Annotated in this window: 23 protein-coding genes; 11 read left to right on the top strand and 12 right to left on the bottom strand. The window is 54.4% G+C overall.

Annotation, left to right across the window (positions count from 1 at the left end; genetic code table 11):
* Positions 1 to 84: 84 nt before the first annotated feature.
* The 4 genes from ACHZB8_RS17395 to ACHZB8_RS17380 form a co-directional block, all read right to left on the bottom strand.
* Positions 85 to 819, bottom strand: coding sequence for an SDR family oxidoreductase (locus ACHZB8_RS17395; protein ID WP_316862187.1), 735 nt, complete (start codon positions 817 to 819; stop codon positions 85 to 87).
* Positions 820 to 953: 134 nt separating this feature from the next.
* Entirely contained in the window at positions 954 to 1,706 is a 753-nt protein-coding gene (locus ACHZB8_RS17390) for an SDR family oxidoreductase (RefSeq protein WP_316862186.1), read from the bottom strand.
* Between the two features lie 31 nt (positions 1,707 to 1,737).
* Positions 1,738 to 2,031 carry a DUF1330 domain-containing protein gene (locus ACHZB8_RS17385; RefSeq protein ID WP_316862184.1) on the bottom strand — a complete coding sequence of 98 codons (294 nt, stop codon included), beginning with the start codon at positions 2,029 to 2,031 and terminating at the stop codon, positions 1,738 to 1,740.
* Positions 2,032 to 2,061: 30 nt separating this feature from the next.
* Positions 2,062 to 2,577 carry an NAD(P)H-dependent oxidoreductase gene (locus ACHZB8_RS17380; protein WP_316862183.1) on the bottom strand — a complete coding sequence of 172 codons (516 nt, stop codon included), beginning with the start codon at positions 2,575 to 2,577 and terminating at the stop codon, positions 2,062 to 2,064.
* Between the two features lie 175 nt (positions 2,578 to 2,752).
* On the opposite strand from ACHZB8_RS17380, the gene ACHZB8_RS17375 reads away from it, so the two are divergent.
* Positions 2,753 to 3,664, top strand: a complete 912-nt coding sequence (locus ACHZB8_RS17375; RefSeq protein ID WP_316862182.1) for a LysR family transcriptional regulator — start codon at positions 2,753 to 2,755, stop codon at positions 3,662 to 3,664.
* A gap of 2 nt (positions 3,665 to 3,666) precedes the next feature.
* Here ACHZB8_RS17375 and ACHZB8_RS17370 read toward each other — a convergent pair whose 3' ends face one another.
* Both ACHZB8_RS17370 and ACHZB8_RS17365 read right to left on the bottom strand, forming a co-directional pair.
* A complete protein-coding gene (locus ACHZB8_RS17370; RefSeq protein WP_316862181.1) occupies positions 3,667 to 4,887 on the bottom strand; it encodes an arabinose transporter in 1,221 nt (406 codons plus the stop codon).
* Positions 4,880 to 6,067 carry an MFS transporter gene (locus tag ACHZB8_RS17365; RefSeq protein ID WP_316862179.1) on the bottom strand — a complete coding sequence of 396 codons (1,188 nt, stop codon included), beginning with the start codon at positions 6,065 to 6,067 and terminating at the stop codon, positions 4,880 to 4,882. Before ACHZB8_RS17365 ends, ACHZB8_RS17370 begins: the two co-directional genes overlap by 8 nt.
* 130 nt (positions 6,068 to 6,197) lie before the next feature.
* Between ACHZB8_RS17365 and ACHZB8_RS17360 the strand changes: the two genes are divergently transcribed.
* Entirely contained in the window at positions 6,198 to 7,112 is a 915-nt protein-coding gene (locus ACHZB8_RS17360) for a LysR family transcriptional regulator (RefSeq protein WP_316862175.1), read from the top strand.
* Between the two features lie 67 nt (positions 7,113 to 7,179).
* On the opposite strand, the gene ACHZB8_RS17355 is transcribed toward ACHZB8_RS17360, so the two are convergent.
* Both ACHZB8_RS17355 and ACHZB8_RS17350 read right to left on the bottom strand, forming a co-directional pair.
* Positions 7,180 to 7,929 carry an SDR family oxidoreductase gene (locus ACHZB8_RS17355; protein ID WP_316862173.1) on the bottom strand — a complete coding sequence of 250 codons (750 nt, stop codon included), beginning with the start codon at positions 7,927 to 7,929 and terminating at the stop codon, positions 7,180 to 7,182.
* Positions 7,930 to 8,020: 91 nt separating this feature from the next.
* Positions 8,021 to 9,004, bottom strand: coding sequence for a quinone oxidoreductase (locus tag ACHZB8_RS17350; protein WP_316862171.1), 984 nt, complete (start codon positions 9,002 to 9,004; stop codon positions 8,021 to 8,023).
* Between the two features lie 193 nt (positions 9,005 to 9,197).
* Between ACHZB8_RS17350 and ACHZB8_RS17345 the strand changes: the two genes are divergently transcribed.
* From ACHZB8_RS17345 to ACHZB8_RS17330, 4 genes are all read left to right on the top strand, one after another.
* The gene (locus tag ACHZB8_RS17345) at positions 9,198 to 10,091 is read left to right on the top strand and encodes a LysR family transcriptional regulator (RefSeq protein ID WP_316862169.1); all 894 of its coding nucleotides are present in this window, start codon (positions 9,198 to 9,200) and stop codon (positions 10,089 to 10,091) included.
* 301 nt (positions 10,092 to 10,392) lie between these two features.
* Positions 10,393 to 10,728, top strand: coding sequence for a helix-turn-helix transcriptional regulator (locus ACHZB8_RS17340; RefSeq protein ID WP_316862167.1), 336 nt, complete (start codon positions 10,393 to 10,395; stop codon positions 10,726 to 10,728).
* A complete protein-coding gene (locus tag ACHZB8_RS17335; protein ID WP_316862166.1) occupies positions 10,721 to 11,968 on the top strand; it encodes a HipA domain-containing protein in 1,248 nt (415 codons plus the stop codon). Before ACHZB8_RS17340 ends, ACHZB8_RS17335 begins: the two co-directional genes overlap by 8 nt.
* 370 nt (positions 11,969 to 12,338) lie before the next feature.
* Positions 12,339 to 12,683 (top strand): antitoxin Xre/MbcA/ParS toxin-binding domain-containing protein, encoded by a 345-nt coding sequence (locus tag ACHZB8_RS17330; RefSeq protein WP_316862164.1) that lies wholly within the window; start codon positions 12,339 to 12,341, stop codon positions 12,681 to 12,683.
* A 176-nt stretch (positions 12,684 to 12,859) separates the two neighbouring features.
* On the opposite strand, the gene ACHZB8_RS17325 is transcribed toward ACHZB8_RS17330, so the two are convergent.
* Genes ACHZB8_RS17325 through ACHZB8_RS17315 form a run of 3 tightly spaced genes read right to left on the bottom strand, consistent with a single transcriptional unit; the run spans position 12,860 to position 14,403 of the window.
* Complete coding sequence (locus tag ACHZB8_RS17325; RefSeq protein WP_316862162.1) at positions 12,860 to 13,339, bottom strand: hypothetical protein; 480 nt, start codon at positions 13,337 to 13,339, stop codon at positions 12,860 to 12,862.
* 10 nt (positions 13,340 to 13,349) lie between these two features.
* Positions 13,350 to 13,595, bottom strand: coding sequence for a WGR domain-containing protein (locus ACHZB8_RS17320; protein WP_316862160.1), 246 nt, complete (start codon positions 13,593 to 13,595; stop codon positions 13,350 to 13,352).
* Complete coding sequence (locus tag ACHZB8_RS17315) at positions 13,585 to 14,403, bottom strand: WYL domain-containing protein (protein ID WP_316862158.1); 819 nt, start codon at positions 14,401 to 14,403, stop codon at positions 13,585 to 13,587. Before ACHZB8_RS17315 ends, ACHZB8_RS17320 begins: the two co-directional genes overlap by 11 nt.
* Positions 14,404 to 14,475: 72 nt before the next feature.
* On the opposite strand from ACHZB8_RS17315, the gene ACHZB8_RS17310 reads away from it, so the two are divergent.
* The 3 genes from ACHZB8_RS17310 (at position 14,476) to ACHZB8_RS17300 (ending at position 19,482) form a co-directional block, all read left to right on the top strand.
* Complete coding sequence (locus ACHZB8_RS17310; protein WP_316862157.1) at positions 14,476 to 15,606, top strand: exonuclease SbcCD subunit D; 1,131 nt, start codon at positions 14,476 to 14,478, stop codon at positions 15,604 to 15,606.
* Positions 15,607 to 15,608: 2 nt separating this feature from the next.
* Complete coding sequence (locus ACHZB8_RS17305; RefSeq protein WP_316862155.1) at positions 15,609 to 18,689, top strand: SMC family ATPase; 3,081 nt, start codon at positions 15,609 to 15,611, stop codon at positions 18,687 to 18,689.
* Between the two features lie 235 nt (positions 18,690 to 18,924).
* Positions 18,925 to 19,482 (top strand): dienelactone hydrolase family protein, encoded by a 558-nt coding sequence (locus tag ACHZB8_RS17300; protein WP_316862153.1) that lies wholly within the window; start codon positions 18,925 to 18,927, stop codon positions 19,480 to 19,482.
* Positions 19,483 to 19,625: 143 nt separating this feature from the next.
* Here the strand turns inward: ACHZB8_RS17300 and ACHZB8_RS17295 are convergent, their stop codons facing one another.
* Positions 19,626 to 20,525 carry a LysR family transcriptional regulator gene (locus tag ACHZB8_RS17295; protein WP_090075567.1) on the bottom strand — a complete coding sequence of 300 codons (900 nt, stop codon included), beginning with the start codon at positions 20,523 to 20,525 and terminating at the stop codon, positions 19,626 to 19,628.
* Between the two features lie 119 nt (positions 20,526 to 20,644).
* Between ACHZB8_RS17295 and ACHZB8_RS17290 the strand changes: the two genes are divergently transcribed.
* Together ACHZB8_RS17290 and ACHZB8_RS17285 are read left to right on the top strand one after the other, a co-directional pair.
* A complete protein-coding gene (locus tag ACHZB8_RS17290; protein WP_316862150.1) occupies positions 20,645 to 21,508 on the top strand; it encodes an NAD(P)H-binding protein in 864 nt (287 codons plus the stop codon).
* 409 nt (positions 21,509 to 21,917) lie between these two features.
* A complete protein-coding gene (locus ACHZB8_RS17285) occupies positions 21,918 to 22,676 on the top strand; it encodes a tyrosine-type recombinase/integrase (RefSeq protein WP_316862148.1) in 759 nt (252 codons plus the stop codon).
* Positions 22,677 to 22,799 lie beyond the last annotated feature (123 nt).

The raw sequence follows: 22,799 nt of genomic DNA, 5'->3' as shown, positions 1-22,799 counted from the left end.
TGAGGTCTCAATTTGGGCGGGGAGCGGGATAGGAGAATGAGAAGATCTCTTGCATCTGAGTGACACAAGGGATCGCTCGTTCTGTTACCATGGCAACCGTTCGCCATTCTCGAAGAAACCGCCGGTTGGGCCGTCATCAGGCAGGAGTGCCAGCTCGATTGCTGTTTTTGCGCCGTCCTCGATGGGCTGGGCGCCAACAACTCCCGGAACCAGATCGGTATCAGTGAAGTTCGGGTTTGCAGCATTCACCTTGATGTTGGTATTGCGCAACTCCCATGCAAGCTGAACGGTCAGCATGTTGAGCGCAGCTTTTGACGCATTGTAGGCAATCAGTTTGGTATTGGCGAATTCCCATGTCGGGTCTTCGTTGAGTGCCAAAGAGCCGAGACCGCTCGAGATGTTGACAATGCGTCCAGACGGGGCCTTGCGCAACAGCGGCAACATGGTTTTGGCCACTTGAACCGCACCAAAGAAGTTGGTCTCGAAGGTATGGCGGATAACGTCCAGATCGATGGCACTTGGGACGGTGTCCTTCGGATCGATCAGACCGGCATTGTTGACCAGAATGTCGAGATGGTCATGCGCATCGGCGATGGTTTGGAAAGCGGCCTCAACCGACGCCACATCGGTAACATCCAGCAAGACATGGCGAGCATCAATGCCCATCTTTGCCAGCTTTTCAACGGCGGCAATGCCGCGTTCCCTGTTGCGAGCACCAATGTAAACCAAAGCACCGGACAATCCGACCTTGGTTGCGATTTCAAATCCGATGCCCTTGTTGGCACCCGTGATGAGAGCGATTTTCTTTGTTTCTGACATGATAAACTCTTGTATAAGTGGGGCGGGCAGCCTTTGGAGAAGACTGTTTCAACTTGTTGGCAGCCCGCCAGTCCGACCTTGTCATTGGCCGTGTTGGCCTGCCCTCCCCTCCGGCTATAGGCAGGCTTCATGCATTACCAGGGCTGGTTTGCCGGTCCGACAGTGAATTCATTGACAGTGGTATCTGCTGGCAGATTGAGAGCGAAGCTGACGACATCGGCGATCCGGTCAGGTGAGATGCCGTAGGTGTCATAGAGCGCCTTCATGCCTTCCTGAGTGCCCTTGTCGCTGATGGTTTCGAGCAGCTCGGTGTTGATGGCTGCCGGATAGATGGTTGCCGTGCGGATGTTGGTGCCTTCCATGGCAGATTCCATACGCAATACTTCCATGAAGGAACGGACGAACCACTTCGTGCCGCCATAAACGGCCGCATTCGGATAGGCCTTCAGACCGGCAACGGACGAGGTCGCCAGAATGTGACCGGATTTCTGAGCGGTGAATTCAGGCATGACAGCTGCCACACCATTCAGCACACCGGTAATGTTGACATCGACCATGCGGTGCCATTCATCGGTCTTCAGCGCAGAGACGGGAGAGCTTGGCATCAGACCGGCATTGAGGAAAATGGCATCAACGCGGCCAAAGGTTTCCTTTGCCAGTTTCACGATGGCGTCGTTCTCGGCCTGACTGGCCACGTCGAGCACCTGATAGATGGCTTCGCCACCGGCTGAGGTGATGTCTGTAACGATCTGCTCAAGCTTGTCAGCGCGTCGTGCGCCGAGAACGACTTTGGCCCCTTTGGATGCGAGCTGTTTTGCGGTGGCTTCGCCAATGCCGGAAGAGGCCCCGGTGATGATGACGGTCTTGTTTTCGATATTATTCTGCATTTTTCAATTCCCTTGATCTGTATGGTCCGGGTTACAGGCCTTCAACGAAGTAGGCCCGGTTGTCTGCTGCGGCGAGCCTATGCTTCAAAACTTCCTGATAAGCCGGCGAGGCGTACCAGGATCGGGCATCGTCCATGCTGTCGAATTTCAGCATGACGACCTTGCCATTGGGTGCTTCGCCTTCCAGAGGAACAATTTTGCCACCATTGGCGAGGGGCTCGACAGAATAGGCGGCAATTGTCGCCCCGACATTCTCGAGATAGGGCTTCATGCCCTCCTCATCGTGAATGGCGATTTCGAGGACGAAATAGGCTGGTTTGCTCATTGGGCTTTCCTTTTCGGAGTAAAGCTTTGTTCAGAGAGTGCGGATCAGGGCCATCAGCCGGTCGGCATGATTATGGGCGCGTGCTTCGACCTCGGCTTTATGCTCGTCGGAACTGACACCGGGAATGAAGCTCATGCCATTGGAATAGATCGGCTGTTGCAGCTCCATGCTGCAAAGGCTGGCAGTCTGGCGCAATGGCGGCAGGAATTCCTCGACCGTGAAGTTCATCGCCTGACCATGATTATAGAGTTCTGCCCCTGCCCCCGTCGTGAAGGAGAGAACCATCTTCTTGCCTTGTAGCTTGTCGCCGCCCACTCCATGGGCAAAGCCAAAGACCAGCACGTCATCGACCCATTTCTTCATCAAGGCCGGAAGGGCATACCAGTAGAAGGGGAACTGCCAGACGATGACATCAGCAGAGACCAGAGCTGCCTGTTCGGCCGCGACATCAATGTTGAAGTCAGGATAGAGGCGATCGAGATATCTGGTCTCGATCGTGAGGCCCGCCTCATCTTGCAAGTCACCCCAGAATGGTGCGGTTTGCAAGCGATGCCTCCAGATTGGGATGGCCGGAAATGACCAGTATTTTTGTCATTGTTGTATTCCTTGAATGTGTCGTGTCGGGTTTGATGAAGCGGATATAGCATGTCGAACTCTTGACGATTAGATCGCTATCTGCGAAATTATTATTTCCATATTGGAAAGAGTTTGGAGAGACGACATGCCGATGGACAATGCACTCTATGGTCAGCTGACGGTGTTTCAGGAAATTGCCGCAGAGGGCAGCATCGCTGGCGCAGCCCGGCGGTTGGAGCTTGGGTCGCCCGCGATCAGCAAGTCTCTCAAGGCGCTGGAAGAGACCATGGGCGTGCCTCTATTCAACCGCACCACCCGACGGTTGGAGATCACTGAAGCAGGGCAGATGCTGCTCAATCGCACGAGCGATGCCTTGCAATCCTTGCGCTTTGCGGTCGAGAGCGTTCAGGATCTGGGCCAGACTCCGAGCGGGACTGTGCGCATCACGGTTGCCCGTTTCGCCTATCTTACGGTTCTGAAACCCTTGCTTGGTCGCTTCTGCAAAGCCTACCCTGACATCAGCCTCGAGATATCCCTCTACGACGGTACCATCGATATTCTTGAGCAGGGGTTCGACATGGGCATCCGATTTGGTGACCGGCTTGAAGAAGGCATGGTAGCTCGCCGCCTGATGGATCCTTTCCGGGAAGGGCTCTATGTTTCTGAAGCCTATGTTCGGTGTCATGATCTTCCTGATGATCCGGCAGGCCTGTCGAGCCACAAGCTGATCGGTTACCGCTTCATCACGGCAAACCGTATCCTGCCGCTGATCCTTGAGCGGGATGGCGAAGAGCTAACTATCGACATGCCATCACGGCTGGTTACCAATGATACCGAGGTGATCACCGACGCTATACGCGAGGGCCTCGGGATTGGCCGCCTGTTTGAGCCACTTTACGACAGGCTGCCAGATCGTGATACCCTGCTGCCGGTGCTTGAGCCCCATTGGCGGACCTACCCTCCGGTTTATCTCTATTTTCCGCAAAACAGCCAGCGCGCCAAACGCATCCGCGCGTTGATTGACTATCTGGTCGAGAACACCCCGCGAAAACCTTAGGTTCACGTCACTGCAAGCTCTGACACTTCTGTTCTCGATGTCATGAGGCTAACCAGCGGGATGGCACTGGCGGCTGCCACTGCTGAAAGCAGAAATACGGCTTCGAAGCCAAACCATTGGGCTGCCAATCCCAGTGCCGGGCTGAACAGCCCAAGTGAGATATCAAGATAGGCGTTGTAAAGACCCATCGCCATGCCACGGGCATCTGGGGGAGACCGTTTCATGGCCTCCAACCCGAGGCTGGGAAACACCAGCGAAAAGCCCATCCCTGTGGCAGCGACGCCCAGAAGCGCCACGGTCAGTTCCGGTGCGAGATAGATCAGCAACAGTCCGGCTGCCTGAAGCAATAGACACCATTTGGCAAGACGCGCCCCGCCAACACGATCAGGCAATCCCCCCCCAACAAGACGCGCAACAATCAGGCAGATGGAAAACAGGCTAAAGGCGAGAGTTTGCCCGGTCCATTGCCTGTCGGCAAAGAGCAATGTTATGAATGTGATCATTGCGCCGTAGGTCATGCCGCTCAGAGCAAAGGCGAAGCCGGGAAGCGCAACCGCACGCATCACTTTGACAATACCGCCCCTTTGGGTGCGAACGGCTGGCACTGTTGGCATTGCACTGGTCAGGATTAGCAACAGGCAAGGCGCCAGAAATGTGGCGATTGCAATCGGAGCGAACCCCAATTGCTCATAGAGCCAACCACCCATGGGGCCGCCAAAGGCAAGAGCGGCAAACATGGCCATGCCAACCCAAGAAATCGCCTTGCCATGGCGTTCTCTGCTGACCAGTCCCAATCCCCAGGCAATGCCACCGGTGATGATCAGGCTTTCTGCTCCACCCAGCAAAGTGCGACCGATCAGGAGCAGAACCAGAGCATTCAGGCGGTCCGTCACGGCAAAAACGGAGAAGCAATAGAAAGCCCCGCTTGCTACCGCAAGAGCAAGACCGATCCGAACAGCGACATGCGCTCCCTTGCGATCAGAAAGATTGCCGGCCCAGAACCGGGTAACGATGGCAGCACAAAACTGCGCACCTGATACAACGCCCACGATGAAAGGGGCAAACTTCAGGCCATCGTGGAGATGAACTGGAAGAGTTGTAAGTCCCAATCCTATGGTCGCAAAGCCCAGAAGGACGACGCCCATGACCTGCAACAACGGTAGCATCCCAGCAGATGTTGATCGGTTCTCTGCTGCTTTCCTTGCAAATTGCGGTTCAGGCATTGACCGCTCCTTTTCTGTCACGACGTGTCATGCCAAATCCGACAAGCAGAAAAGTGAGGGTCAGCAACATCCCACCCAACACCATGGGGGCAAATTGGCTGATTGAATCGAAGGCAAAGCCTCCGGCCATGGCACCTGCCATATTGGCCAATTGGATGACTGCCACTTGCAATCCTCCAGCAGCCTCCGCTTCATCTCCGAGCGCTCGTGTGACCCACGTCGACCAGGCCACAGGAACAAGCCCCGAGCCCGCTCCGTGCAGCAATATCAGCATCGCGATCGCGACCTGATGAGTGCCAAAGACTGCCATCAGAACAGCGTTCACGCCCATCACCATCGGCACGATGGCAAGCGTGCCATGCAAAGAGTATTTGAGCGGCAAGGATGAAAAAGTCGTGCCGATGAAATTGGCGATGCCGAAACCGAGCAAAATGAGCGATAGGGCTGCTACATCAAAATGAGAGACTTGCTCCAGAAATGGTCGAAGGTAGGTGAACAAGGCAAAGTTGCCGCGGAAGACAGTGAAGATCGCCAGCATCGGCACTCTTACATCAGATCTTGCGGCAAGAGAGAAAATGGCCGAGACATTGCTGCGAGATCGATCCGGCATGGATGGCAATGCAATCGCTTGCCAAAGAAAGCAGATTACTCCGAAAGCAGATGCAGCAAGAAACACCCCCCGCCATCCTATAACAGCACCGAGATAACTCCCCAGGGGAGCGGCGACGACCATGGATACGGAAACACCGCCGAAAATGATAGATAGGGCTTTGGGAATGTCCTTGCCAGGGACCAACCGCATGGCAAGAGACGCCGCCAATGCCCAGAAGCCGCCCAGAGCCAATCCCAGGAGCATTCGCCCGATTACCAGCCAGGCAAAATTCGGAGCCAAAGCGACAATAATGCTCGACAATGTGAGTAGTACTGAGAAGCCAAGCACCACGATACGGCGATCGATACCGCGGGTGAGCGGGGTGACAAACAGACTGGAAAAGATCGCAATCAGTGCTGTTGCTGAAATGGATTGCCCGGCGACACCCTCGGAAATGGAGAGCCCTTCTGCCATGGGGGTAAGCAGGCTTATGGGCAGGAATTCTACTGTAATCAGGGCCGCCACACCTACCGCAACAGCGAAGACAGCACCCCAAGCTGCCGTGTTTGGTTGTTTTTGTTCACTCATTCTGTAGTCCTGACTGTTTCGTGAGCTCAGAGCCTCCCTCCCTGATTATTTTCGTCATTGGCAATTTAGTGGCGGATTGCTATAAAACCAGATGTGATAAATGGGATGATATGTTGAGTAAAATTTCACAATGCAACGACCTAATCTGAATGATCTGAGTTTGTTTGTTGCGGTCGCCGAAGCGGGCAGCTTCACGACAGCGGCGGCAAAGATCGGCATTTCCACCTCGGCGGTCAGCCACACGATCAGAAAGCTTGAGGCCGAACTGGGCGTTCAACTGCTCAACCGGACAACGCGGCGTATCATGACAACAGAGGCCGGGGAGCGCCTCCTGTCTGTCTTCTCTCCGATGTTGGAGCAGTTGGATACGCATCTGGAGGGATTGTCTGAGTTGCGGGATAAACCGGCCGGCAACCTTCGTATCAGTTGCGACGAACATGCTGTCGAAGCGGTGCTCATGCCCACCGTCGAGGAGATCGGCAAAGCCTATCCGGACATTCATATTGAAATCGTCATTGACTCTGGGCTCACAGATATCGTGGCCGACCGATTTGACGCCGGGATTCGATCTGGGAACATGATTGCAAAAGACATGATAGCCCTACCCATAGGACCGGAACTCCAGCTTGTAGTGGTGGCTGCACCTGACTATCTGAAGGATCGCGTACCCCCGCAAGTGCCATCAGATCTTGTCAATCACCAATGTATCAATTTGCGTTTGCCGACCTACGGCAACATCTATGCCTGGGAATTTGAGAAGGGCGATGAAACGCAAGAAGTCGCCGTGAGTGGGTCCGTGACCTTCAACAGCATCTTACCAATCCGCTCTGCGGCTCTGCGCGGTTTGGGGTTTGCCTTTTCACCTGTAGCTTTGGTCACTGAGGACATAAGAAAGGGGCGTCTGGTACAGGTGCTATCCGACTGGACACCACCTTATCCCGGCTATCACATTTACTACCCAAGTGCCCGACAGACAAAACCTGCCTTTCGCATCTTGCTTGAAACATTACGTAAGAAGCGAAGGCAGATGATGTCTGGCCGATAGCTGGATCGCGAAGGCCTGCTTCCCTGCAGTTCCATACGACCGGATCAGAGCCACCCAGCAACTTTCATCAAGCAGCAAAGCCACCATCTACGGCGTAATCGGCTCCGGTGACAAAGCTGGCCTCTGTTGACGCCAAGAAAGCAACGATCGAAGCCACTTCCTCAACGGTACCAAAACGGCCCATCGGAACGATTTGCTTGACCCGTTCAACGTGAGCCTGCGCTTCTTCTTCAGAAAGCTGGGTTTTCTCGTAGATGGATGTCCAAATCGGACCAACACCGACGGAATTCACGCGTACGCCGTCTCCAGCCAATTCTTTTGCCCAAACACGGGTGAAGCTGTTGACTGCAGCCTTGCTGGCCGCATAAACCGACATGTTCGCCATCGGCTTTCCCACGATGGATGTGGAGATATTGATAATGCTGCCCTTGCTTTGCTTCAGCATAGGCAATGCTTGCAGCGAAAGGTCAACGAGTCCGCGTACGTTGGTGGCAAATACAGCGTCAAATTCTACCATGTCCAGTTTACTGAACGGGGTCACTGGTGCCATGCCTGCATTGTTGACCAGTACATCAAGGCGGCCATATTGGTCGACGACATCCTTGAGAAGGCGGGTTACGTCTTCGGTCTTGCTGATGTCAGCAAGTTTGTAAGAAATATCGTTAGACTGGCTTGCGGTCTCAACAAGAGTATTCTCCGTTCTGCCCACGATAACCACCTTGGCTCCTTCGTCGACGAGCCGCTCGGTGATACCGCGTCCAATGCCATTTCCGCCACCAGTGACAATGGCCACTTTGTCTTTCAATCCAATAAGCATTTGCTTTGTCTTTCTTGTTTGTTCGTTGCTCAAAAATCGGGAGAGCCTGCTTCTTAGTAGAAACGCTCTCCGGAGAGGTTTGAAACAGGGATCAGGGGATGAGGTAGATTTTGCCCTTGCTGCGCCGGCTTTCGATGTCTTCGTGCGCCTTTGAGGCTTGATCAAGCGGGTAGGAGGTTGCCGCATCCAGCTTCAACCAACCCGCCTCGATACCCTCGATCGCCTGAGCGGCTCGTGCCTTCAGTTCTACAGGATCAGCAACCCAACTGAAGACGGCCCCACCCGCAAGGCGCAACCCTTTAGGCGTCAGGATCGTCGGAGTAATCTGCGGGATCGGCCCGGAGGCAGCTCCAATGGCAACGGCCGTTCCTCCACGAGAGAGAACGGAAATCGTGTTGAGCAGTGTTTTTTCACCAATGCCATCGATTGCCAGATTGACGCCCTTGCCCTGTGTAAGATCAAGGACCTGATCTTTGAAATCATAGGTATTGCCATAGATCACGACAGCATCGGCGCCAACAGAGCGGACGGTCTCTGCCTTCTCTTCGCTGGAGACGGTGCCCACCACAAAGGCGCCCAGATGCTTGAACCATTGCACAAGCAACTGTCCCAGTCCGCCGGATGCCGCATGAACCAAAACCCGGTCTCCCGGCTGGATGGCCCGATATTCATGCACCAGATAGTGTGCGGTCAATGCCTGGAACAGAAGGCCTTGATGCGCCTCCAGGTCATCCGGCACGACAATCGCCCGACAGGCAGGCACAAGAACCTGACTGGCATAAGAAGACGGCGCATCGATCCATGCGACACGCATGCCCACCTTGAATCCGTCTTTGGCGTTTTCGGCGCCGCTACCAATGGCAAGGATGCGGCCAACGCCTTCAAGGCCGAGAACAAAGGGAGGTTTGATGACATGAACGGCAGAGGCTCCACTGCGTTGGGTGATGTCGAGATAGTTCACACCAGCCGCTTCCACCGCGACCAACAGTTGATCCTCACCCGGCACCAGATCTGGTGCGTCCTTTAAGAGCAGTTTTTCCGGTCCGCCGAATTCTTCAAAGATTACTTTGCGCATTGCGTTTACTCCAAATCAGGATTTTCAAAGAGGCAATCGGAACCGCGCCATATGCAAGGAGGATATGGCCTTTTTATTTGCTTTGATGAGTGTCGGTTCCGCTACCTGTTTCATTCTTGAAAGCAATATAGCGCTTGACCATTACAACGATAATCCCGCAAATTAGACATGTACTATTGAGGAAAATTCAAATATGGCTGTTGGACCCCACACTGAAATCGCTGCCTTTCTTGCTGTTGCCCATGAGCGCAGTTTCACCAAGGCTGCGGCCAAGCAAGGCGTTACGACGTCCGCGCTCAGCCACGCTGTTCGCGGTTTGGAAGAACGCCTTGGCATTCGCCTTCTTACGCGGACCACACGGAATGTCTCGACGACGGAAGCCGGCAAGCGTCTTCAAGAGTCAGTAGGGCCTCTTTTTGAGCAAATCGACCTACAGCTGTCGAGTCTGGGAGATTTTAGGGATCATCCGGTCGGAAAGATCAGGATCTCGTGTAATGACTATGTCATCGACACAATTTTCCGCCCAAAGCTAAACGAGTTTCTGCGGCTCTATCCAGACATCCAGATCGAATTCGTCATTGACTACGGCTTCACGGATATCGTGGAACAAGGACTTGATGTGGGGGTGAGGCTTGGCAATGCGGTGAGCAAGGACATGATCGCAATGCGGATCGGGCCAGACTTTTACTTTTCAGTGGTTGGGGCTCCATCTTATCTGGCTGGAGTGGAAAGCCCGAAGGTTCCTGCCGATTTGATGAAATTTAACTGCATCAACCGCCGTTCGATGACTTCGGGCGCTTTTTATCCGTGGCGATTTGAAGTCGAAGGGGAAATTCTGAACGTCCGTGTGAACGGACAGATGGCTTTCAACAGTGTAAAGCCGATCCTTGACTCCGCCCTCGACGGTCACGGCCTTGCATATCTGCCCGACGACCTGATCGCTCCCTATATCGAAGACGGTCGACTGGTGCGCGTTCTGGAAAACAGCTGCCCGATAACTGAAGGCTATCATCTGTATTATCCCAACCGCCACCAGGCATCTCGCGCATTCCGTTTGTTTCTCGAGGCTGTCCGTTATCGCTCCTAGGAGAATTGTGTGTGAGCCTCAAATAGTTCACTCAGCCAATCAATGAACACTCGGACTTAGCTACTCATGTGATGAGTTGGTGGATACTTCCCGAGACTGATGGTCGTTCCCAGCGAACACTCAGACGTGAAAGCGACAATCGCCACAATTGCTGCAGTCCGAAGCATCTCTGTTGATGTCCTTGAGGTGGCGGTAAGATCGAACCTTCGCTTCCTATTGAAGAAGCCGGTTGAAATGCTTCTTGAAGAAATGTAATCTTCGTGCTACATATTTTGCTAATCTGTAAAACGAAGGTGCCAAAATGCCAACGCCACACAACCCTCCTGCCGCCGTACGCCGTGCGTTGCGCAAGCTCGGGGCTGACATTCATGACGCGCGCCGACGCAGACGGCTTCCGATGGCCGTTGTTGCAGAACGCGCCTTCACCTCTCGTTCCACCTTACAAAGGGTCGAAGCTGGCGACACCAACGTCAGCATTGGTATCTATGCCAGCGTTTTGCAAGCTCTCGGGCTACTGGATGGATTGAACCAAATCGCCGACATTAGCAACGACAGAGTCGGGCAAGCTCTAGCCAGCGCCGACCTGCCGAAACACGCCCATCTCAAGCGATTAACCGGATCGTCGCGAAATGACTGATTTCGAAGTCCATATCGACCTGGATGGTCGCACGCGACAGATAGGGCTGGCGCGGAGCAATCGTGTTCGTGGTACAGAGACCATTCTTTTTGAATACGACGATGCGTGGTTGGATGATCCCGCCAGGTTTTCTCTGGAGCCCGCCCTTGCTTTGAGCCGCGGCGCTTTCGCACCACCTGCTGGGTTCGCAACCTTCGGTTCTATCGGGGATTCTGCACCCGACACATGGGGGCGCCGTTTGATGCAACGCTCAGAACGTCGCCTTGCCGAACGAGAAGGCCGAACCGTCCGAACCCTCACCGAGAGTGATTATCTTCTTGGTGTCGCCGATGAGACCCGGCTTGGCGCACTGCGATTCCGCAGGGTCGGAGGAGAAACATTCCTGGCACCTATCCAGACGGGAGTGCCTGCGATCATCGAACTTGGCCGTTTGCTTCAGATTACCGAACGGATTCTCTTGGATGAAGAAACCGACGAAGACCTTCAACTCATCTTTGCCCCCGGCTCTTCCTTGGGCGGTGCCCGGCCCAAGGCGTCGGTGGTCGACCAACATGGCCACCTCTCCATCGCCAAGTTTCCCAAGGATACCGATGATTACAGCATAGAGACGTGGGAAGAGATCGCCCTGCTGTTGGCAGAAGATGCTGGCATCGTCACACCAATGCATAAACTCGTCGATGTCGCGGGCAAGAAAGTGATGTTGTCGCGTCGCTTTGATCGCAATGGTGCAGTCCGAATTCCTTTTTTAACGGCAATGGCCATGATGGGTGCCAAGGATGGTGAGCGCGGCAGCTATCCCGAGATCGTTGACGTTCTTGCCGAACATGGCGCTCAGGGAAAGACCGATGCGCAGGCGCTCTATCGTCGCGTTGTCTTGAATGTGATGATCTCCAATGTGGACGATCATCTGCGCAACCACGGCTTTCTTTGGTCTGGAAAATCTGGCTGGTCACTCTCTCCCGCCTATGACCTTAATCCGGTGCCCGCCGACGTCAAGGCTCGAGTGCTGTCAACCAACATCGATCTCGATGAAAGCACTTGTTCATTCGATCTATTGGAAGAAGCTTCGGGATATTTTGCTTTGACGCTGGCACAAGCTCGCACCATCATCAAGGAAGTGGCAACCGTGACCGCAACCTGGCGCGATACAGCCAGAGATGTCGGTGCGCGTCCTGCCGAGATCAAGCGCATGGCGAGCGCCTTTGAGCATGAAGATTTGACACGGGCGCGGGCTCTTTAATGAAGCTCTTCCTTTGAAGCTTTCGACGGCACAGTCTGAGCCTGATCGGTGACGCCATGAGCAATGCCGTTCTACCCGGGCGGCAATCGACTATTTCAGCGAAGCCGACACCGATTTTCTGCTCAGACCAAGGATAACAAAAGCCCTACGGGACAAGGATGGGCACTGGCGTATCGCGATAAATTCCGCCCAAAGCCAGCTGCTTTCGTCGACCTGACTGCAGGTAATTGGATAACCATCTGTCACAAGATGATCGCTTTCGGCAAACCTTTGGTGGTTCAAAAGGCTTGAATTGATCGAGAGATGATCACAGAATTGGCTTATCTCGACTGAACTTCAAAGGCCTGCTTTGCAGAGAGGCTACCCAACCATGTCCACGCACTTTGATAGCAACAATCAGATCATATCTGCACGAGCATTCGCCAAGAGACTTGGAATCACTCAGACAGAATTGGCTAAGTTGACCGGTATCGATCGACATTCGTTTTATCGGCAATCAGGTTTGCGCAAGCTGAATGAAGCAATTCGCCCATTAATGCGCATTCTCAGCTTAGCAAGCGAGATGACTGGGTCTGATCAGCGTGCGGCTCTTTGGATTAAACATCAACCAATTCCTGGTTGGGCCGGAAAAACTGCGTTTGATTTGGTGTTGGAGCGCAAATCTGACAGAGTTCTTGCCTACTTGCTGTCGGTTCAATCGGGCGTCTATTCATAGAAAGATCTGCAGCGTTCGGGCTGACACCGAAGAACCCGCAACAGTTCGAAAAATGGATATGACAAAAGGCTTTGGTTTGCGTGAAGATTGAGAAGAAGGACGAAGGAATGTGATGGCTGAACCTCCGGTTCTCTATGCCTTTGATGTCTTCCGAAGCGTGGTGTCACAATCGACCGTCAGTGCCTCTTTAGCCAGACCATGCCGTCGAAAGAGCCAAGCTTCGCTTTATCTTGAGTGTCGTAAAGACGGCGAGCGTGCGTTGTGAGCCCGGTGCTAAGCTGGGTAATTGTCCCGCTCCATCCACCGGCCTTTGGGAAGATTACGATGTGGAACCCATCCGTTTTCAGAAAGTGATTTCCACTTTTCGAAATCTTCCATTTGCGTGTCAACCAGCGCGCGCGGCGTTGGGCCAAATTCTTGCCGTCAGTTTCCCTCTTCAAAGCGGCCGCGTAGTCTTCCTCCATCTTGCCAGCACAAACGCAACCACATTCGAGAATGTCCGGATAGTCAGGGTGCTGCATCTGATGAACATACCGAATGTCTTGACTTTCGCACATTTCACATTGGGTGGAGGGTTCACCTAGATCCTCAAATCCGATGCAGGTCCAACCTTTTTTGGGGACACCTTGCTGCGACCATTTGCCAAACAACGACATTCCATCCCTCTTAGATTTCTGACACAGACAGCCTGATTAAATAGCCGCGAGCCAGCTTCAGTTTGACCAGATCGGAAAGAGCAGCTTCTGCATCGGTTTGAGTCGCATACCAATAGTGGCGATGCCGACCCCATGTCCCAAAGCGCCCCCACTGTCTATGGATACCGTGTTGACCGAAGAGATCTTTTATCAGTTCAACGGAATAGAACCGGCTCATGTTGAGGGAGGGATCAATACGTTGCATGTCAATTTGCATTGATCTCCTCCTCGCTCATGGGAACATAGTCGATACAGACCCGTTCAAGACGAGGTTCCTTTTGCTCAAGACCCCATCGGCGTTCTGTATAGAACGCAAGCGCTTTTCGCGTTTTCACCTCAAGGACATCTGATGTGAACCCGAATTCAACGCGAACCACTCGTTGTTGCGCGTCGGTCAATCTTGAATGTGGCTTCAGCTTCAGGATGGCCCAGGTAAACCAATCATCGTCACGCGGAACTTCTTCTGCCGCTTTGGTTTCATCGAAAGAACGATCTGCGTCTATGCGAGCGGGATGGAAATCACGGAAACCCTCACGTTCAAAACACCAGGCGCGCACATGCAGTCGCACCCCGTCAGAGGCAAAACGCACAGGTGCAATCCAGCGGGTCATTGGTTCTGGATCTCGCATCGACTGATAAACGATCTTCGTTGCCTGTTTGGCTCTGAAAGCACGGTAGAGCGGTCGTAGAACACGCATGTCTTGGGTGCGCTGCAGATCAGGCAACCTATCGAATACTGCAGATGGTTCGCCGGAGAGGAGTTGCTCAAACTCCAACGATGACGCCCTTCCGGTTAGTCGCTCAAAGCTCTCATGAGCCAAATATTGGCGTGAGGATGCGTCATACTGCAACGCGTCTTTAGGAGCTTTGGCGAGATATGTACGAAAATCGAGCGCGGCTTGTGCATTCGAAATGTCAAACCGTTTGATCAGGGAAGCGCGTGTCGCCGCACCGTCCCAGAAAAACAGTCTATCCAGGTATTCCAGGCGTGTCCGCTGGGCAAATTTTAGGTCATCGAAGGTCATGGTTCAAATCTAGCTTGACTCGCCTCCCTTGTCCATCTATTTTTTACATGTGTAGAAATTGATGGTGTAAGAATGAGAATCCTTCATACAGCAGATTTACATCTGGGACGACAGTTCATGGGTTTGAGCCTCGAAGAAGATCAGGAGGTCATACTGAGCCAGATTCTGGAGGCGCTTTTGAGCGAGCGAGCCGATGTTCTGGTGATTGCAGGGGACGTATTTGATCGTGCTTCGCCGCCTAATTCGTCAATCCGACAGTTCAATCGCTTCCTCAAACGCGTAGCCGAGGAGACCAGAGCCGCGGTGGTGATGATTTCGGGAAACCACGACTCCGGTGACCGGATTGAAGCAATGTCTGTCTTCTCTACAGCATCGAGGGTGTTGGTGCGTGGTATCGCCGACGCGGTCGAAACCCCGATTGTGTTGTGCGACGAATATGGCGAGGTTGCCTTTTCCGCGCTGCCCTTTTCTTATGAATACGCAGCGCGGGAGGTGTTTGGGGATGAGGGGATCAGCGCGCCAGCGGATGTCATCGCAGCTCAGATATCCGCGGCGAGGGCGCAGGTGCCCGAAGGGGCACGCTGGGTTGTCGTAGCTCATGCCTTTGTCGCGGGCGGTTCAGTCGGCGAGACGGAGCGCGCCCTAACTAGGGTCGGAGGCATCGAAACCGTGCCATCAGATGTTTTCGAGGGCGCGGACTATGTTGCACTGGGGCATTTGCACAAGCCGCAGGAAGTGGGCGCACGCCATATTCGATATTCCGGAGCACCGCTCGCTTTCGGTTTCGACGAGGCGGGAAATGAAAAATCCATGGCGATCGTCGATCTAACGCCTGAAGATGTCGAAATCCGCACCATACCGTTCCGTCCAATCCGGCAGGTGCGCTCGCTTACCGGGGCATTCTCGGATCTTTTGGAAGGGACGCCATCTGAAGATTTCATCCAGGCCATCCTGACGGATACGAACCCTTTAGTCGATCCGATGAAGCGGTTGCGCGCCACCTATCCCAATGCGTGCCATCTGGCTTACGCCCGACAAGCGCATGCAGCGGAGACCAAAATGCAAGGAGTTGGGCGCGCAGCAATCACGCCGATCGAGATGGTTGGCGACTTCATAATGGTTGTTCGCGGTCGGGAGCCTAATGAAGACGAAGTTGCTATCGTAGCTGACAAACTTCATGCAGCAGCATCCGGGGAGGAGTAGACATGAGACCCATTCGGCTATCACTTCAGGCCTTTGGGCCGTTCGCGACAACCGAAGTGGTCGATTTCCGCTCCGCTCTTGAGACGGGGTTGTTTGGAATCTACGGGCAGACAGGATCCGGGAAGTCAACGCTGTTTTCGGCTATTTCTTTTGCGCTTTTCGGGGCTCCAACAAAAACCGAACAAGAGACACGTTCTCTGCGCTCAGATCACTCCGCGCCGGATTTACCTACTGAAGTCGAATTTGTCTTTGAAGTGGGCACCAAGACATACCTGATCCGGCGTCGTCCGGCGCAAGAGCGCCCGAAAGCGCGTGGGGAAGGAACAACCGAGGACGCAGCGGAAGCCTCGCTTTTCGACGCCACGGGTATCCCGGTGGATACGCTTGGCCCGGGTCTGTCTGGCCGTGTCATTGCTGAGAAAAAGGTCTCGCTGGTAGGGCAGCAGATCGAGACACTGCTGGGCTATGGGGCAGATCAGTTTCGACAGATTGTGCTTTTGCCGCAAGGCAAGTTTGAAACGTTCCTATCCGCAAAGACCGATGCGCGGGTCGAGATATTGCGGGATCTCTTCGATGTGAAGATCTATCGCGATCTCGCCGCACGGCTGAAGGAAGAAGCCTCAGAGGCAGAACGAGAGTTGCGCGACCGGCGCGCTCTGTACGTGGCTCGGCTCGAAGAACGTGGCTTCGAGAGCGCCGAAGCGCTGGAACTCGGGATTGCCGCAGCCGAAGCCAAAGTCGAAGAAAAGAGAGGCATTCAACAGGACGCGGAGATGTCAAACGAATCTGCGCGTAAAGCTTTGACCGAAGGCGAGCAGATCGAAAAAGCCTTTTCTGCTGTCGACATGGCACGGCAGGCACTCGACGAATTCGAAGCAAAAACAGGTGAGGTCGATGCTCTGGCCAGTCGAGTTGAGGCAGTCAAGCATGCCTTGCAAGCTCGTGATCTTGAAACGGCCTGGCACGAAGCGGAGTGGGACAGCCGAGAAGCGGCGAAAGCCGTGACCGAGGCAGACGCGGTGCTCGTCGGAGCGAATTCAGCGCGGAACGAGGCTGAGCAAAAACTGGTTGAGGCCAAAGCGGGTGAGGGCAAACTTCAGGCCATTCAAGCTGACCTGGCACGGTTGGAGGGAATCGAGAACCAGGTCGAGCAGGCAGCGGAACTAAGAAAAGCGTTTGACGAGGCTATGGCGGATGAAGATTTGGCGAAAAAGGCGCTGACCAAGGCTGTAGCCGCACACGAAACACTGCAGTCTCAACGCGATGCGATCGATCTGATGCTTGAACAGGCGCGAAAGACCGAGGCGACGCGAGGCAAGCTGACGGTTGAATTGGCCGAAGCCAATCAGCAACTGTCCAAAGCGAAGGTGCATGCAAAGGCGCAAAAGGATGTCGAGAAGGCAGAGGGACAGGTTGAAGCGGCGGAGAAGGACCTAACGGCCAAGACCAAAGCGGCGAAAGCCGCCGACGCAACCCTTGTCGAAGCCGAAGCAAGGCTTTCGCGCACTCAAGCGATCATTCTGGCCGAAAAATTGGCCAAAGGTGCGCCATGCCCTGTCTGTGGTTCCCTAGACCATCCTACGCCGGCCCGTGGTACGCCCGAAGAATCAGGTTTGACCGAAGCGTTTCGTAAGGCGCAAGTTCTTTCGAGAACCGAAGCCGAAGCCAGGGTTCGGGCGGAAAGTGAACTCGGAAATTGCCAAACGCGGCTCGACGAAAAGAAGCGGGTGCTGGAGGAACAGGAACGTCCTGAGCGAACGTTGACAGAACTCGAAGCTGAAATCACCCGGCTGGAAGGCGCCTTTGTGGAGCTTGGAGAGGCCGTCGACCTGAACGCGGCGGCAGAACAGTTGGCCGAACTCAAGCGGAAAGTGACTGGGGTCGAAGCTACCGCGAATACAGCGCGCACCGCTGCAGGTAAGGCCGAGGCGACTCTTGCGGAGGCGCGCGCCAAGTGGGATACGGTGGTCGAGGCCCTGCCGGAAGGGCTGCGCACTCCCGAGGCTGTTGCCGCACGGCGGGAGGCTCTGCAACGCGAGCAAAGCCAACGCTCGGAGGCGCTGGAAGTGGCGACGCAGGAGGATAGAACGACCAGCGAAGCGCTAACCCGTGCGCAAGAGCAGCTTGAAGCAGCTAAGCGGACGTGCGACGCGCAGACTAAACGGGTGGAAAAGGCGCAAGGTGATTTTGACGCCCGACTTGCCGAGGTCGGGCTGGACAAAGCGGGATATGATGCTTGCAAGGCGCATTTCCCAACTCTCGACACCGACAGCAAGACTGTTTCCGATCATCGCGATGGCTTGATCGCAGCTCGCACGACATTTCAGAACGCAAAGGCTGCCTGTGCGGATCGTGAACGCCCGGACCTTGCCCCGCTTCAGTTGGCATTGGCAAACGCCACTCAGACCTTGAACGCGGCCAACACTGCACTTGCCACAGCGGAAATGGATGTATCGTCCCTGACCAATTTCAAGGAGACACTGGCTGAGGCCTTGTCCAAAACCGATCAGCTTGAGTCCGAAACCGGGCCCCTTCGGGGGCTGGCGGATCTGGCCAATGGCAAGAACGATTTCAAGATGACGCTCGAGACTTTCGCGATTGGCGCCATGTTCGACCAGGTGCTCGAAGCTGCGAATATGCGGCTCGACCCTATGACACGCGGTCGCTATCGGCTATCGCGCGGGCTCGAAACATCGGGTGGGCGCGGCAAGCGTGGGCTCGAAATCGAGGTCTTCGACATCAACACCGGCAGGGCGCGTCCGACAGCCACGTTGTCAGGTGGCGAGACCTTCATCGCTGCCCTGGCCCTCGCACTCGGGCTCGCCGATGTGGTCGAGAACCTGTCGGGCAAAATCAGGATGGATACGATTTTCATCGACGAAGGCTTCGGTAGCCTCGATACAGAGAATGGAGCGGGCACACTGGACCAAGTGATCCAGGTCCTTGCTGCGCTGACAGAAGGCAGCCGGGCTGTGGGCCTGATCTCGCACGTCGGGCTGGTGCAGGAGGCTATTCCACAAGGGTTCTACGTGCGTTCGACCCCGAGCGGCAGTCGCGTAGAAGAAAGAAAGGGGCTGGAATGACGGACCGTTGGTAGTCCCGCAAAGCACACACCCGCCGCCTGTCGAGCGGATTGAGGGCAGTCATCTAGATTGTGATTTGCTCTCGCGGCCCAATGCGGTCATTTGCAGGTTGCCACAAGCCGCAGGGCAGATTCCGCATTCCTGCCATTCGCAGCGAAGCGATTGTGCCAGCCGTTGCCCATTATCAGAAGCTGTGTCAAATCTCTCCAAACAATCTTGAACCTTGGAAACTCTTATGTCATGTATCGTCGCCTTTCATGGATCTGGTCAGACTGAGACATCCCTAGATCCATTTGTTGATGCTATTGCTCCTGGCAGTACAAGATTTTTACCCAGAGGTGGGCTGGTCGAGAAAGACGGCTTCACTTTTTTTAGACGGGATGATGACCTTCGGATTGATCCTGAGAGTTTGCTGGAACAGGCAAGATTGTGGCTCGTTAAGCGGCACCTCAGCGAGATAATGCTTGTTGGCTATTCCAGCGGTGCCATCTTTTCTGAAGCGCTGCTGTCTCTTGAACCTGATCGATTTTCTGGGGCAATACTATTGCGCCCAGAACCGATAGCAACAGATTTTCGATTTAAAGACATGGGCTGCAAACCAATCCTCATCTTGTCTGGACAGAGAGACGAAAGGCGAACGGTCGAGGCGGCCATCACCCTCAAATCTCAACTCGCGAATGCAAATGCTAAAGTAACCTTGCATAATCTCAATGCAGGTCATGGTTGGGCGAACAATGGCGAAGACATATGCCGCTCCCGCCAATGGTTGTTGGATACCGGAATATTGGTTTAAGCAAGGGACTTGCATTCGCGGCCCAGAACGGGCATTGACCAATCTTTGAATGCTGCATTGCAGTTTCCTTGAAGCGGACATTCGCCACACTCCCAATCGTATTGTCAAATTTGCACATCTAAAACGGAACTAGAGCAACACATCTAAACGGTGGACCGGCAAATTTCGATAAAGCTGCGCAGAGGCTGCGGCGCGGACCGATTGGGATAGTAAAGACGTGGTCCATCCATCTCGGGCCACCAATCTGGAAGAACCGGCACCAGCCTGCCGTTGGCAAAATCCTCATCCAGCCAGTTACGGAATGTCTGAATGATACCCATACCCGCTCTCGTGTAACGCAGCCCCGTGTCAATTGCATTCACACTCAGGATGAGGGCATTGTTTGGCTTTACCTCGATGAACTGCCCCTCTCGGCACAGCGTCCAAGGCAACAGCGGGCCGTCCTTCAGGCGGTACCGGATCGCCCTGTGTGCCGTTAGATCCTCCGGTTCAAGAGGCATGCCATGTTCCTGAAAATAGGTGGGGGCTACAGCCAATGCCATCTGCTGTGTGCGAGGACCGATCGGGATAGAGATCATGTCTTGTTCCAGCACACTGCCATAGCGGATACCTGCATCACAACCAGCGGCTACGACATCCACCAGATCGTTTTCGACCATGATCTCCACCTCCACCTCTGGATGTTGGAGGCGATATTCGGCAAGCAGTGGAGGCAGGATATCTGGCATTACTGCACCGGGTACATTCAGTTTCAGACGCCCTCTCACCCGCCCGCCAAGATTGACCACCTCAAGACAAGCGGCATCCACGGCAGACAAGAGCGGTGTAACCCGCTCCACAAGCAATTTTCCTTCATCGGTGAGATGCAGGCTTCTGGTCGTGCGACGCAAAACCGGCACACCAAGCTGCGCCTCAATTCGCGAGATTGTCGCACTGACCTTAGATGGTGCAACACCAAGTCGGCGGGCGGCCGCACGAAAGCCCCCGTCACGAAGCACGGCAAGCAGGACGGTTAGATCATCAAAGGAAACTTTGCTCTCCATACAGAACAACCTGTTCGAATTTGGCTCTCTTATCTTACTATTTGAAAACAGTCATTGTGTCGAACAATTAAAATGAATTGGGCGTCAGTGCCACCAAACTTACGATTGGAGATTGAACAATGCTTGTTGTTACCGGGGCCTCGGGAAAACTTGGCGGACTTGTCTTGGAGGCGCTGTTGCGCCTCGTGCCAGCAGAGCAGATTGGTGTAAGTGTTCGAGAACCAGAAAAGCTCTCTCACCTTGCCGCTCGCGGTGTCCGTGTCAGAAAGGGCGATTACAACGATGCTGACAGTTTGCGCTCTGCTTGGGACGGTGCAGCGCGACTGCTGCTTGTGTCTTCAAATGCAGCTGCATCCGGAGGCAATGCACTGGCCCAACATGAAACAGCCATAGCTGTGGCAAAGGAGTTGGGCGTGAAGCGATTGCTCTATACCAGCCAGGTCTCAAGCAACTCACAATCACACTTCCCTCCGGGCAGAGATCACGCTGCGACCGAGGCGATGCTGGCACATTCCGGCCTCGCATGGACGGCGTTACGTCACGGGTTTTATGCTGATAGCGCCATCAGTATGCATGCAAGAGGGCTTGAGAGCCGCTGTCTGACCGGCCCTGAGGACGGCAAGGTTGCCTGGACGACCCACCAAGACCTGGCCGAGGTGGACGCCCTGTTCCTGAGCGGTCACGAAACGCACGAAGGCCCAACACCTCCTTTGGTCGGCAGTGAAGCACTCGATATGGGGGATCTTGCACGGCTGACAGGAGAAATCGTCGGCCAAACCATCAAGCGGAGTCTCATTAGCGAAAGCACCATGGTTGAGAATGCTCGGCGTCATGGGCTTCCGGACAGCGTCATTAACGTTATGGCGGGCTATTATCGCGCTGCCCGGGAGGGAGAATTCGCGATGATTGATCCAACCTTGGAAAGACTATTGGGGCGAGAGCCCGAGCGCATCAAAGATCTTCTTGCCCGAAAATTCGGATAGCGATCGGTTTGGGCGGTTCGTGTCAAGCTCGAACTTGCTGGGGCAGTTCGCGAGCTGGCCCTCATAAATCTGGCCGCCTATCGCAACTTGAGTGGGTGTGATTTGAACATAATAAGGTCGGTGACGTAGCCGGCCGATATCTTCGAGAAAACGAAGGCGAAGTGCCGGCATATGTTGATTGGACATGAAGATCTCCTGTCGCTGGGTTGAGAAAACCCAATTCAACGACAGACAGGATCATCTATAAAATCAGCAATCAGAATGAGGCACAAAAAACGCAGCGAGCACCAATACCGCGAGAGCGGTTTCGTCCACGTCCGCGTTGCTGAAGTTCCTTGTATCAAAATGCTGCAGTTTGCGTGAATGGCAGCAATGGGAAAGCTTCGTTGAAACAAGCGCTGACTAGCAAATGGCCGGTATGCGTATCAAGGGTTTGATGCCCAAGACACAGACGATGTATCTGCGGGCCATGCAGGAGTTCACACGCTTCCTGGGTCATTCACCCGACAGTGCAACACCTGAAGAATTGCGGGCTTTCCAGCTTGATATGAAGGATCACGGCGTCGGGGCTGCGACCTATAACAATCGGCTGACAGTGTTGAGCTTTTTCTTTTCGACCACTTGCCCGTGCCCCGAGATGAAGCGACACATGCGTTATCAGAGAATGGCCAAGAAAATACCCGTTGTATTGAGCGTTGAAGAAGTCGTAGCCATTCTGGAAGCGGCCCCTGGACCTGGCTTGAAGTATCGCGCGGCATTCAGCGTGGCTTATGGTGGAGGTCTACGAGCGAGCGAAGTCGCCCATCTCAAGATCAGTGATATTGACAGTGACCGGATGCTGATCCGGATTGAGCAAGGTAAGGGCCGCAAGGATCGACAAGTTATGTTGTCTTCGAGCCTGCTTGAACTCTTGCGTGATTATTATCGGGAAGCTCGGCCGAAGGGGGGGGCTGTTTCTCGGTCGCAACCGCATCGATCCCATCTCGACCCGGCAATTCAACCGGGCTTTTGGCGTTGCCTGCAATTTTGCGGGTATAAGCAAGAAGGCCTCACCCCATATCCCTCGTATGTTGGGACGAAGCATCAGCATCCGATTAACGGCCAGGTAGAGGCTAGGCCTATAGGTCGCGCAGGAGGGCGAAGTGCGCACGCTCGGAGGGTATGCTGATCTCGATAGCAGCTGCCTCTATCCTCTGGCGCTCGCGGTCATCCCCATAATACGAGATTGTCCAATCCACATCCTCAGGCAGATGCTTCAAATTTCGGTGAAGTAAGGAGCGTCGATCGCGGC

It is taken from the genome of uncultured Cohaesibacter sp. (genome assembly GCF_963556055.3).
In the GTDB taxonomy this organism is placed as follows: Bacteria; Pseudomonadota; Alphaproteobacteria; order Rhizobiales; family Cohaesibacteraceae; genus Cohaesibacter.
Note: the sequence above shows the minus strand (reverse complement) of the source record. Positions and strands in the feature narration are given on the sequence as shown.